11 protein-coding genes are annotated in these 12,630 nt (G+C 63.7%); 2 read left to right on the top strand and 9 right to left on the bottom strand.

All coding sequences use genetic code 11. The features are described from left to right. Positions 1 to 131 precede the first annotated feature (131 nt). Complete coding sequence (locus tag ACNFBR_RS21970) at positions 132 to 1,142, top strand: aldo/keto reductase (protein WP_416736742.1); 1,011 nt, start codon at positions 132 to 134, stop codon at positions 1,140 to 1,142. 109 nt (positions 1,143 to 1,251) lie between these two features. Next, a complete protein-coding gene (locus ACNFBR_RS21975) occupies positions 1,252 to 2,349 on the top strand; it encodes an alkene reductase (protein ID WP_416736743.1) in 1,098 nt (365 codons plus the stop codon). Between the two features lie 144 nt (positions 2,350 to 2,493). On the opposite strand, the gene ACNFBR_RS21980 is transcribed toward ACNFBR_RS21975, so the two are convergent. The 9 genes from ACNFBR_RS21980 to benC form a co-directional block, all read right to left on the bottom strand. Next, complete coding sequence (locus tag ACNFBR_RS21980) at positions 2,494 to 3,474, bottom strand: LLM class flavin-dependent oxidoreductase (protein ID WP_416736744.1); 981 nt, start codon at positions 3,472 to 3,474, stop codon at positions 2,494 to 2,496. A gap of 100 nt (positions 3,475 to 3,574) precedes the next feature. Next, positions 3,575 to 4,486 (bottom strand): LysR substrate-binding domain-containing protein, encoded by a 912-nt coding sequence (locus ACNFBR_RS21985; RefSeq protein ID WP_416736745.1) that lies wholly within the window; start codon positions 4,484 to 4,486, stop codon positions 3,575 to 3,577. Between the two features lie 69 nt (positions 4,487 to 4,555). Further along, complete coding sequence (locus tag ACNFBR_RS21990) at positions 4,556 to 5,623, bottom strand: metal-dependent hydrolase (RefSeq protein WP_416736746.1); 1,068 nt, start codon at positions 5,621 to 5,623, stop codon at positions 4,556 to 4,558. 74 nt (positions 5,624 to 5,697) lie between these two features. Next, positions 5,698 to 6,948 carry an OprD family porin gene (locus ACNFBR_RS21995; protein WP_416736747.1) on the bottom strand — a complete coding sequence of 417 codons (1,251 nt, stop codon included), beginning with the start codon at positions 6,946 to 6,948 and terminating at the stop codon, positions 5,698 to 5,700. Positions 6,949 to 7,002: 54 nt separating this feature from the next. Continuing rightward, positions 7,003 to 8,202, bottom strand: a complete 1,200-nt coding sequence (locus tag ACNFBR_RS22000; protein ID WP_416736748.1) for a benzoate/H(+) symporter BenE family transporter — start codon at positions 8,200 to 8,202, stop codon at positions 7,003 to 7,005. 151 nt (positions 8,203 to 8,353) lie between these two features. Then, a complete protein-coding gene (gene catA, locus ACNFBR_RS22005; protein WP_416736749.1) occupies positions 8,354 to 9,268 on the bottom strand; it encodes a catechol 1,2-dioxygenase in 915 nt (304 codons plus the stop codon). 28 nt (positions 9,269 to 9,296) lie between these two features. Beyond that, entirely contained in the window at positions 9,297 to 10,625 is a 1,329-nt protein-coding gene (locus ACNFBR_RS22010) for an MFS transporter (protein ID WP_416736750.1), read from the bottom strand. Between the two features lie 57 nt (positions 10,626 to 10,682). Further along, a complete protein-coding gene (locus ACNFBR_RS22015; protein ID WP_416736751.1) occupies positions 10,683 to 11,444 on the bottom strand; it encodes a 1,6-dihydroxycyclohexa-2,4-diene-1-carboxylate dehydrogenase in 762 nt (253 codons plus the stop codon). A gap of 145 nt (positions 11,445 to 11,589) precedes the next feature. Beyond that, a complete protein-coding gene (gene benC / locus ACNFBR_RS22020) occupies positions 11,590 to 12,600 on the bottom strand; it encodes a benzoate 1,2-dioxygenase electron transfer component BenC (protein WP_416736752.1) in 1,011 nt (336 codons plus the stop codon). Positions 12,601 to 12,630: the final 30 nt, after the last annotated feature.

The raw sequence follows: 12,630 nt of genomic DNA on the forward strand, positions 1-12,630 counted from the left end.
ATTATTCCGCGACTGGCCTCACGCCTACTGGTAAGGTTGTTAGGTGTCATGCCATCCACGCCCGCGCTTTCATTGCCCTCCCGTTGTGTGTAAAACAGGTGGTTCAGCCGACTGCAAAAGGACCCAGACGCATGATCTACCGCCCCCTCGGCCACAGTGGCCTGCAGGTTTCCGCCCTCACCCTGGGCAGCATGATGTTCGGCGAGCAGACCAACACCGAGGACGCCCTGCGTATCATCGACAAGGCCTGGGACCAGGGCATCAACTTCATCGACACTGCCGACGTGTACAACGCCGGGCGTTCAGAAGAAATCGTCGGTGAAGCCGTGGCGCGCCATCGCCAGGACTGGATCGTCGCCAGCAAGGTCGGCTTCGGCCCTGCCGACGGCCTGCCCAACCGCAGCGGGTTGTCGCGCAAACACATCTTCAATGCCCTGGAGGCCACGCTGACGCGCATGGGCATGGACTACCTGGACATCTACTACCTGCACCGCGAGGACCACAAGGTACCGCTGCAAGAAACCGTACAGGCCATTGGCGACCTGCTGCGCCAGGGCAAGATTCGTTACTGGGGCGTGTCCAATTTCCGTGGCTGGCGCATTGCCGAGGTCTGCCATATTGCCGAGCGACTCGGCGTGCCCAAGCCGGTGGTCAGCCAGCCGTTGTACAACATCGTCAACCGCCAGGCCGAGCCCGAGCAGCTCACAGCCGCAGCGGCCCATGGCCTGGGTGTGGTGCCATTCAGCCCGCTGGCGCGTGGCGTGCTCAGTGGCAAGTATGCGCCGGGTGCCGTACCGGATGCCGGTAGCCGTGCAGGGCGTCAGGATAAACGCATCATGGAAGTGGAATGGCGCCAGGAGTCGTTGGCCATTGCCCGGCAGATTCAGCAGTATGTCGAGGCCAAGGGTGTTGGCGTTGTGGAGTTCGCCATTGCCTGGGTGTTGAACAACCAGCTGGTGACGTCGGCGATTGTCGGCCCTCGTACTGAAGAGCAGTGGGATACCTATGGCGGCGCGCTGGCGGTAAAGATTACGGCGGAGGATGAAGCGTTCATCGATTCGCTGGTCACACCGGGTCATGCTTCGACACCGGGGTTCAATGATGTGGCCCATTATGTGAGCGGCAGATTGGCACGCAGCTGATCCCCCAGCGATGAACTATTGGGGAGCCCTGTGCCGGGCTCCCGGTCCCCCTTTTCCCCAATCACCTCGGTATCGTGCGCACCATTGGTTTTCCACCTCTGGAGCTGTAATGAAACTCTTGCAACCGCTGCAAATCGGCCCACTCACCCTGCCCAACCGTGTGTTCATGGCCCCCCTCACTCGCCTGCGCAGCCTGGAGCCGGGTGACGTACCCACTGACCTGATGGCCCAGTACTACCGCCAGCGCGCCAGCGCCGGGCTGATCATCACCGAGGCCACGCAGATCTCGTTCCAGGCCAAGGGCTACTCGGGCTCGCCCGGCATTCACAGCGCCGAGCAGATCGCCGCCTGGAAACACATCAACGAAGGCATCCATGCCGACGGCGGCCACAGCGCCGTACAGGTATGGCACACCGGACGGGTATCGCATACCTCGCTGCAACCTGGCGGCGAAGCCCCGGTGGCGCCTTCGGCGCTGGCGGCCGGTGCACGCACTACCCTGCGTGACGAGCAAGGCAACCTGATACGCGTGGAAACCTCTGCACCTCGGGCACTCAGCGAAGCGGAAATTGCCGGTATCGTTGCCGATTTCGGCCAGGCGGCGGTCAATGCCCGTGAGGCCGGCTTCGATTTCATCGAGCTGCATGCTGCCCACGGTTACTTGCTTCACCAGTTCCTGACGCCAAGTGCCAACCAGCGCGACGACCGTTACGGCGGTAGTATTGAAAACCGTGCACGCATCGTGCTTGAAGCAGTGGATGCAGCGATTGCTTGCTGGAGCGCCGAACGCGTGGGGATCCGTGTATTCCCGCTGGGTGGTTTCAATGGTGTGGACAATGGCGAAGACCAGGAGGCTGCTGGCCTGTACCTGATCCGTGAGCTGGCCAAGCGCAACCTGGCCTACCTGCACCTTTCCGAGCCGGACTGGGCGGGTGGCAAGCCGCTGCGTGACGAATTCCGCCAGGCGATACGCGCGGCCTACCCAGGAGTGATCATCGCAGCAGGTGCCTACACCGCCGAAAAAGGTGAAGACCTGATCGCGCGCGGCTTGATCGATGCCGTGGCGTTTGGGCGCAGCTACATCGCCAACCCGGACCTGGTGGAGCGGCTGCGGCTGCAGGCACCGTTGAATGAGCACCGGGCGCAGTTCGATTACGCCAATGGGCCTGAAGGGTACACGGACTATCCGTTCCTGAAGCAGGCTTGATGCAAGAAGGGAGCTCGAAGGCTCCCTTTTTTTGCCTGTGCGGGCCTCTTCGCGGGCACGCCCGCTCCCACAAGCACCCTACAGGATGCGATTCCCGAGCAATACCTGTGGGAGCGGGCGTGCCCGCGAAGAGGCCATCAAGGTTCAGCTCAGCTCGGACAGTGCCTGCGCCGCATAGGCATGCGAGCGCTGCCGTGCCAGCGGGTCATGGATGCGGCAGTCGATCATCAGCTCGTCCGCGCCGGTCTGTTCGATCAGCGAGCGCAAGCCTTCTCGTACCCGCTGCGGCCCACCGGCCACCGTGCAGGCCATGACCTGTTCAAGCACCGCACGCTCATGCTCAGGCAACCGTTCCACATAGCCGTCCTGCGGTTTGGGCAACAAGCCGTAGCGCCCAACGTGCAGGTCCAGCATCCACTTGCGGTGGGAGCTGGCCAGGTAGTCCGCCTCGGCATCGCTGGCGGCGGCAAACAGGTTCATGCCTACCATCACATACGGTTTGGCCAACTGCGCGGAAGGCTGGAAGTTGGCGCGGTAATGGGCAATCGCCTGCAGCAGGTACCGTGGGGCGAAGTGCGAGGCGAAGGCATAGGGCAGGCCCAGCTTCGCCGCCAGATCGGCACCGAACAGGCTGGAGCCAAGGATCCACACCGGTACATCGTGCGCACCCGGCACGCCCCGCACTCGGCGTTTGCCGTTGTCGGCCAGGTAATCGCGCAGCTCGGCGATGTCCTGGCTGAAATCACGCTCCGGCGCCGCACCGCGCAAGGCGCGCACGGTCGGCCCGGAGGTGCCTGGCGCACGGCCCAGGCCCAGGTCGATACGGCCCGGGTGCAAGGTATCGAGGGTGCCAAACTGCTCGGCCACCACCAACGGCGCATGGTTGGGCAGCATGATGCCACCGGCCCCCACACGGATATGGCGGGTGGCATTGGCGATTTCGTTGATCACCAGCGAAGTGGCAGCCGAACCAATGCCCGGCATGTCGTGGTGTTCGGCGATCCAGTAGCGGCTGTAGTGCTGTTGCTCGACATGCCGCGCCAGTTGGCGGGATTCTTCGATCGCGTCGGCGAAGGTCTTGCCTTCGCCAATCATGACCAGATCCAGTACGGACAGTGCAGTCATGGGGTCTCCAGAGGGATTATCAGTGGCTGCCAGTTTCCCTGCTGCGCTGCCATCGATAAACCCAGCTACAGGCCCGATAGAGGGGCCTGGCATTCCCCAATCAGTATTCCCAAGGCACCCCCGGTTCCCAACTGGCCACCAGCAAATCGATAAAGCCGCGTACCCGTGGGGACAGATGGCGCTTGCTCGGGTACACGATGCGAATCGGGTCCGCCGGTGGCCGATAGCCTTGCAGGACTTCCACCAGGGTGCCGGCGCGCAGGTCGTCACCGGTGATGTAGGTGGGCAGGTGAATCAGCCCGAAACCGGCCCGGGCACCGTCGAGCATGGCCTCGGAACTGTCGATGTTCAGCCGCCCGGGGTCTTCGCACAGGTGCAGCCCCGCTTCGGTGTGAAAGCGCCAGGGCATGGCTTGCTCGCCCGCGAGGAATGCGATCTTGTCGTGGCCATACAGGTCGCCAGGCACTTGCGGCACCCCGCGTGCTTGCAGATACGCAGGCGATGCACAGGTCACGAACTGCTGCCAGGCTACCGTGCGGGTGAGCAACTGCGAGTCTTCCTTCGGTGCACCGATGCGTACAGCGACGTCCACGCCCTCCTCCACCAAGTCGACGAAGCGGTCGGTGAAGCGAATGTCCGCACGCAGTTCGGGCCACTGCTTGAGGTACTGGTCGAGAATCGGCAGTACATGGCGTTGGCCGAGCGACAGCGGCGCGGTCAGCCGCAGGGTGCCGGTGGGCTTGCCACGGCGTTGGGCCATGGTGCTTTCGACCTCGTCCAAGTCATCCAGGATCTGCCGCCAGCGTTCGAACGCCACCAGGCCTTCGTCGGTCAGGCTCAACTTGCGCGTGGTGCGATTGAGCAGGCGCACTGCCATGCGTGCTTCCAGGCGGGCGATGCTCTTGCCCACCGCCGAACGGGTCAGGCCCAGGCTGGCAGCGGCAGCAGTGAAGCTGCCGGCCTTCGCCGCGCTGACGAAGGCGGCAATGTCGCCGAAGCGGTTGGGTTCCATGCTGTTTTCCTGACGCTGATGAGACCGCCTTAGATGGGTGCATTTACCGTCATTACAAGGTGCCAGGCCCTACCCCCCTTCAGCCTGCCCGAGGTAGCGAGCTGTCCAGCTTGCCAGCGGCAGTGGTGGCTGTTGGTAGACAATGCGTCGCCAGATGAGCATCAGATCATCACCGTTGAACATCGATCCAGGCCCGCTGCCACGCCACGGCGAAGGCACATCGACGATCCAGTGCCCTTGGTGATCACGGTGCGCCATATTGAAACGGAAGGTGTAGTTCCCCGGAATGCCCATGCGCAGGTCGGTGACCACCAGCGCTTCGCCTATCTGGTCATAACGCAGCCAGTCATCGGTGAACCAGCGCAAGCGCTGGTGCAGAGGGTCGCCTGCCAGCGCTTTCGCCAGTTCCAGGTTGCGCGGCAGGCGCTGCATTTCTGGTGGCTGACGGTCGAACCCGCTGCTGATGCCTTCGTAGTAATCGCCCCCCGGGGTCTTGGCCAGCACCCGCCAGACCAGGCTGTTGAATGCCATCGGCACGGCACGTACCTCGCTCGTGACGATACCTTGCTGGTTCAGCGCTGCCTCAAAGCGCTGCTCGGCGGCCATGCGCCCGGCAAGGCCGAAACCCAGGTAGGCGGTGCTGAACACCAACGCCAGGGTAAGCAGGCGTGTCGCCCTGCCGGTCACCCCCTTGATGATGGCGTAGATCACCGCAGCCAGCAGCGGCAGGGTGTAGACCGGGTCGATGATGAATACCGCCGCCCAGCTTTGTGGAGTGGTTTGCAAAGGCCAGAACAACTGCGTGCCGTAGACCGTGAAGGCGTCGAGCACTGGGTGGGTGACCAATACCAACCAGAACGCCACAAAAAGCCTTGCCAGGGTATAGCCCTTGTCGGGCCAGCACCTGTTGACCAGCCAGGCCAGCAGCAAGGCCAGCCCGGTGAGCACGAACAACGAGTGGGAGAAGCCGCGATGGTAGGTCATCTGCGACACCGGGTCGGCGTAGCGGATGATCACATCCAGGTCGGGTAGCGTGGCCAGTGCTGCGCCATACAGCAGTGAGCGGCGGCCCTGGATGCGCCCGAGCGCGGTCCCTTGCAGGGCCGCGCCAAGTACGGCTTGGGTGATGGAGTCCAAGGGTGGCATTCCTGAAAGTGTCGTTCACGCAAGCTACCTTCATCCACCCTTGCTACGCAATTGCCCTGGAGGGCTCAGAACAGCTGCCAGGTGTACACCAACGTCAAACGGTTCTCGTCGATATCGCTTCGGTAGTTGGACCGCGCCATGGCATTGCGCACCCGGATCCCCAGCCCCTTCAGCATCCCGCTCTGTACCGCGTAGCCGATATCCAGGTCACGCTCCCGATCACGTCCTTCGTAGCCCAGCCCGGTATCGACATTGTTACCGGTGATGTAGCGCACGGTCGCCGTCAGCCCCGGCACGCCCATGGCGGCAAAGTTGTAGTCATAGCGCACCTGGTACGAGCGCTCGTCGGTGTAGGCAAACTCGTAGGTCGGCACTTCGTTACCCAATGGCGAAATGTTGGCGAACACCCTTGGGAACGGGCTGTCGCCATAAATGCCCTGGTAGCCGACATGGACGCTGTGCCCGCCGTGCCGGGCAGTGAACATCGAGAAGAACGCCTGGTTGTCGATGTTGCCCAGCAGCGCATCGCCGTCTTCACGTGCGGTGAAATAGCCCAGGTTGGCGCTGAGTACCCAGTCGCCCACGGGCTTGCTGTGCTTCAGGCCGACAAAGCCCTGCTCGTAGATGTCTTGCAACTGCCCGTACCACAGGCTGACGCTGCTCTGGTTGGCATTGAACGCATAGTCGCCGCCCACGTAGTTGAAGGCATCGCTTTCGGCTTGGCGCATCGGCACATGGCCGAGCATCGCGTTCATCTTGCCGTCGCCGCCTTCGTTGCGCAGGTGGGTACTTTTCAAGTGTCCGGCCTGCACCGTCAGCCCATCGATTTCCGCTGAACTCAAACTGGCGCCCTGATAGGTCGGTGGCAACAGGCGGATATCACTGAAGGTCAACACCGGCAGGTTCGGCTGCAGTTCGCCAACACGCAGTTCGGTTTTTGACAGGCGGGCCTTGAAGGTGGGCGCCAGGCGGCTGTACTCGTCGGCGGCGCGGCCATCGCCATGCACCGGCAACAGGCCGGTATTGGTGCGGTCGGGGCTGCTGTCGAGCTTGATGCCCAGCAGGCCCAGGGCGTCCACGCCAAAACCGACCGTGCCCGGGGTGTAGCCGCTCTTGAAGTCGAGGATGAAACCTTGGGCCCATTCCTCGGCCTTGGATTGTTTATTGGCCCCGACAATGTCGGAGAAATCGCGGCTGAAATAATAGTTCCGGGCACTCAGGGTGGCCTTCGAGTCCTCGAAGAAGCCGCCTTCGGCAGCCAGCAGTGGCTGGCTGAGCAACGTCAGGCCCAGGGCAACGCAAGGGGTGTGATTCATTCCGAAGCTCTCTTGATCTTGTTTTTATGGATAAAGCGTTGGAAACACGGCAGTTCATAGGGTACGGCGCAACACCTCCCGGGCACGTGGCTGACGCAGCCTGAGCAGCGCGTGGGCCAGCAGGCCGAACAGCAGCCCCCAGAACGCCGCCGACAGGCCCAGAAAGGCCACCCCCGAAGCGGTGACCAGGAAGGTGAACAGCCCGGCATCACGCTCGGCCGGCTCTGCCAGGCTGCGGGCCAGTGCCTCGCTGATGGCGCCATACAGGGCCAAACCGGCCAGCGCGGCGATCAGTGCGGCGGGAAAGGCGGCGAACAGTGACATCAAGGTGGCCCCGGCAATGCCCAGCAGCAGGTACAGCGCGCTGCCAGCTACCGCCGCCACATAGCGCCGCCTGGGGTTTTCATGGGCTTCATGGCCGGTACACAGGCTGGCGGTAACCGCCGCCAGGTTCAGCCCGTGGCAGCCGAATGGCGCCAACAGCGCCCCGGCCAGAGCGCTGGCGCTGATCAGCGGGCTGGCGGGCGTGGGGTAGCCGGCGTTGCGCAGTACCGCCATACCCGGCATGAACTGCCCGGTCAGCGCCACCAGCACCATTGGCAACGCCAGGCTGAACACCGCCGCCAGGCTGAACTGCGGGGTGACCCACTGGGGTGAGGCCAGCTCAAGCACCAGAGCTTCGCTACGGAACGCACCGCTGGCCACAGTGACCACGGTGCCCACGCACAGTACCGCAGCCACTGCATAGCGCGGCTGCACCCGGCGCATCAGCACGTAGGTGACGAACATCGCCAACACCAGCATGGGTTGCACCGGCAAGGCGCGGAACACTTCGATGCCGAAGCTGAACAGGATGCCGGCTTGCATGCCGGCGGCAATGGAGCCCGGCAACCGCGCAATGATGCGGTCGAAGGCGCCACTGATGCCGATCAGCAGCAGGACCAGGTTGGCCACAAGGTAGGCGCCCACGGCCTGTTCCAGGCCCAGTTGCGGCAAGGCGGTGACCAGCAACGCCGAACCTGGGATCGACCAGGCGATCACCACCGGCACGCGATAACGCAAGCTGAGCAGCGCGCCGAGCACGGCACTGCCCATGGATACCGCCCAGACCCAGGACGACAGTTGCTGGTGCGACAGGTCAGCGGCTTCGGCGGCGTGGAAGATGATCACCAATGGGCCGGCGTAGGAGATCATCGTGGCAATGCAGCCGGCGACGATGGCGGACAGCGAGCTGTCCTTGATCAGGGTTGTCATGAAGCATCTCGCAAGGCATCGGCCGGCCTTGGTGGCGGGCTCTTGTTTGGGTGTTGGCCTTTTCGCGGGCTTGCCCGCTCCCACAGGTTTCGGTGCCTGTGATGAAAACCTGTGGGAGCGGGCGAGCCCGCGAAGAAGCCAACCCGGTGAATCAGGCCTCCTGCAATGCCCGAGGCCGGCTACTGCGCTGCTCATCGACGCTGCCCTGGGCCTTCTGCAGCTGGAAGTCGAACTTAAGCTGCGCATGCCGCCCCGCATCGCCTTCAACGAAAACAATTTCCCCCACCAATCCATCGCGCGTGGCATAGGCAAAGTCATCCCACAGGTACTTGTCCCCCGACAGGTTGATCTGCGTGGTCAGGTGCCGGTAACCCGGGGCCGAGATAAAGAAGTGCACGTGCGCCGGCCGCTGGCCGTGGCGGCCCAGAAGGTCCAGGCACTCCTGAGTCGGCCCCTGCGGGTCGCAGCCATAGCCCGACGGCACGATCGAGCGCGCGCGGTAGCGCCCTTGTGCATCGGTGACGATGCGTCGGCGCAGGTTGTACTGCGACTGGCTCTGGTCGAAGAACGAGTAGGTGCCACGGGTGTTGGCATGCCACAGGTCAACCGTGGCCCCGGCCAGCGGCTGCCCTTGCGGGCCGAGCACCTGACCCTCCAGGTACATCACCGTGGCTACGCCCTCCTCGCTACCGTCATCCATACGCACTTCACCCTCGGCAATCGGTGCGCCGGCCACATAAAGCGGGCCTTCGATAGTGCGCGGGGTACCGCCGACCAGGCCTGCCTGCTGGTCCTTGGCATCCTGTAGCAGGTCAAGGAAGTGCTCGAGACCCAGGCCCGCCACCAGCAGCCCGGCTTCGCCGCGGCCACCCAGGCGGTTCAGGTAGTCGACGGCATGCCAGAACTCGTCCTCGCTGATCTCCAGGTCTTCGATCAGCCGCGCAGTGTCCTGCAACACACGCTGCACGATGCGCTTGAGCCGAGGGCTGCCGGCATCGTTGCCAACGCCTGCGGCCTCTGCGAAGAACTGCTGTACTTCGCCAGTTTGGGAAATTTTCACGGTCATGGGTTTACCTCATCTTGTTCTTTTCGGTTCAAGCCTGCGCGGCAACGGCGTGGGCGTGGCGCCGTCCACTGGCCAGGTGCACGGCCATGGCCAACGCGGCGATGGCGCCTGGGATGGCGAAGGCAATGAAATTGAGTTGCAGCGGCAGGTTGATGCCCATCAGTGCGCCGCCCAGCAGCGGGCCGACGATGGCGCCGTTGCGGCCAATGCCCGAGGCCCAGCCCAGGCCGGTGGAGCGCACTGACAGGCCGTACATTTGCGCAGCACCGGCATACAGCAGGATCTGCGTGCCAATGGTGGTGGCACCGGCGATGAAGATCAGCAGGTAAAGCACCGGCATCGGGCTGTTCACCCCCAGCAGGCTGATCGAAAGCGCAGCAGCAATGAAGAACGCCACCTTCACCTTGACCAGGTTGTAGCGGTCGCCCAACCAACCGCCGAGGATCGCCCCGGCCATGCCGCCAAAGTTCAGGGCCAACAGGAACGACAGGCTAGAGCCCAGGCTATAACCTGCGTTGGCCATCAGCTTGGGCAGCCAGGAACTCAGTGCGTAGACCATCAGCAGGCAGCAGAAAAACGCCAGCCACAGCGCCAGGGTGCGAATCGCCAGGCCGTTGCGGAACAGTTCCAGCACCGACGCCCCGCTGCCTTTGCGGTCGACCGCCTGCAGCACGTCGTCATCCTGCACATCGCAGCCCGGGTCCAGCCGTTTGAGCAACTTGCGCGCCTCGTCGCTACGGCCTTGGCGCACCAGAAAGCCGATCGATTCCGGCAGGTAGTAGAGGATCACCGGCAACAGCAACAGTGGTACCGCAGCGGCGAAGAACATCGATTCCCAACCGAAGCGCGGCAGCATGAAGATGCCAACGCCCGCCGACAGCATGCCGCCCAGCGAATAGCCGCTGAACATGATCGCCACCAGCGTGCTGCGCAGGCGCTTGGGGGCGTACTCGTTCATCAGCGCCACGGCGTTGGGCATCAGGCCGCCACAACCCAGGCCGGCAATGAAGCGGTAGATGCCAAATTCGCTCGGGCTGCTGGCGAAACCGTTGAGGATGGTCGCCCCCGAGAACAAGGCGAAACAGATGGCGATGCCCTTCTTGCGCCCGATGCGGTCGGCCAGGCTGCCGAATGCCAGGGCGCCGAACATCATGCCGAACAGCGCATAGCTGCCCAGCGCACCCGCCTGCAGCGGGGTCAGGCCCCACTCTTTCATGATGACCGGCAGTACCACACCGTAGATGAACAGGTCATAGCCGTCGAAGATCAGCAGCAGGCCGCACCAGGCCATGACCATCCAGTGAAACGGGGTGAAGCGGGCATTATCGATGATCGGGTGCACGTCAAGGGTTCGCATGGCATCTGTCGCTCTTGTTTTTGTTGTGAGGGAAAGCTGTTGCCTTGAGGTCGTTGCTCAGCCGAGGTCGCCGCCCCCTACCGGCAGGGTCACGCCGGTGATGTAGGAGGCTTCGTCGGAGGCCAGGAACAGAATCGCGCCCACCTGCTCGTCGATGCTGCCGTAGCGGTGCATCAGGCTGCTGTCGAGGGTCTGGTCGACGATCTGCTGGTACCAACGCTTTTCCTGCTCGCTCTGCTCGGCGCTGTTGCGTGGCACGCGCCGGGGCGGCGCCTCGGTGCCGCCGGGCGCGGTGGCGTTGACGCGGATGCCACGGCCGGCGGTTTCGAAGGCCAGGCACGCGGTCAGGGCGTTGACGCCGCCTTTGGCCGCGCCATAGGGCACACGGTTGACGCCACGGGTGGCGATGGACGAGACGTTGACGATGGCGCCGCTGCCGCGTTCGAGCATGTACGGCAGTGCGGCGTGGCAGCACCACAGGGTTGGGAACAGCGAGCGGCGCACTTCGGCTTCGATCTGCTCGACTTCGTAGTGCTCGAAAGGCTTGGCCCAGATAGTGCCACCAACGTTGTTGACCAGGATGTCCAGGCGGCCGAAGGCTTCGACCGCACTGGCCATGACTCGGGCGCAGTCAGCGTGTTGCTCCAGGTCGGCAGTGAGGGTGAGCATGCCCTCGCCGGCCAGTTCATGGACCAGCTCGGAACGGTCTACCGCGACCACTTGCGCGCCCTCGGCCTTGAGCCGCCAGCACACACCCCGTCCGATGCCTTGAGCAGCACCGGTGACCAGGGCGACCTTGCCTTGGAATCTGTTGTTCATATCCATCTCTCCGGTTCACCACGATCCCTGTGGGAGCGGGTTTACCCGCGAATGCGTCCGACAAGACATAACCGCTGTACCGGCCGGCCTCTTCGCGGGTAAACCCGCTCCTACAGGGGGCAGTGTTGTGTTCGGGGTAAAGGAGTCAGGCCGCCGCCGCAAACTTCTCGTAGTAGAAGTTGGCCGGGGTAATGCCCTGCTCGCGCACGTATTGGCTGACCGCCTCGACCATCGGTGGCGGCCCGCACAGGTAAACGTCCACATCGCCGTCGTTGAGATGGCGTGGCTCGATGTGCTGGGTCACGTAGCCTTTCTGCGGGTACTGGCTGTCCGGGTTGGCCACGCAGGCGCTGTAGGTGAAGTTGGGTATGCGCGCCGCCAGCGCTTGCAAGCGGTCGAGTTCGACCAGGTCGAAGTCGTTGGTCACGCCATAGATCAAGTGCAGCGGGTGTTCACTGCCCTGCTCGGCGATCTTCTCCAGCATGGCGGTGAACGGCGCCAGCCCGGTGCCACCGGCCAGCAGCAACAGCGGCCGCTGGATAGGCCGCAGGTAGAAGCTGCCCAGCGGCCCGGCCAGGCTCATGCTGTCGCCGGTCTTGGCCAGGTTGGTCAGGAAGCTGCTCATCAGCCCACCCGGCACGTTGCGAATCAAGAAGCTGACTTCGCCGTCCTTCTGCAACGAGCTGAACGAGTAGGCGCGGCTTTGCTCGCTGCCCGGCACCTTGAGGTTGACGTACTGGCCGGGCAGGAACGCCAGGCGGCTGAGGGCGTCGCCCTTGATCGACAGGGCAATGGTGCTGGCCGACAACTGGCGTACATCGCTGATGGCCGCCTCGAAACTGGCCTGTTCGGTCTTGCACAGCTGCGACGAAGCCGGGATGCGGATGACGCAGTCGCTTTCGGCGCGCATCTGGCAGGTAAGCACATAGCCTTCGGCGATTTCGTCTTCGCTCAGGGCGTCTTCGATGAAGTTGTCGCCCAGGTCATAACGCCCGGATTCGGCCTTGCATTTGCAGGTGCCGCAAGCACCGTCGCGGCAGTCCAGCGGGATGTTGATGCCCTGGCGGTAGGCGGCATCGGCCACGGTCTCGTGGCCGCTGGCCTCGATGAAACGGGTAACGCCGTCTTCGAAATTGAGTGCGATCTGGTAGCTCATGTTGCACCTCGCGGGCGAGCCGGCCCACGG

The sequence above is a fragment of the Pseudomonas sp. NY11955 genome, from assembly GCF_048068035.1.
Taxonomy (GTDB): domain Bacteria; phylum Pseudomonadota; class Gammaproteobacteria; order Pseudomonadales; family Pseudomonadaceae; genus Aquipseudomonas.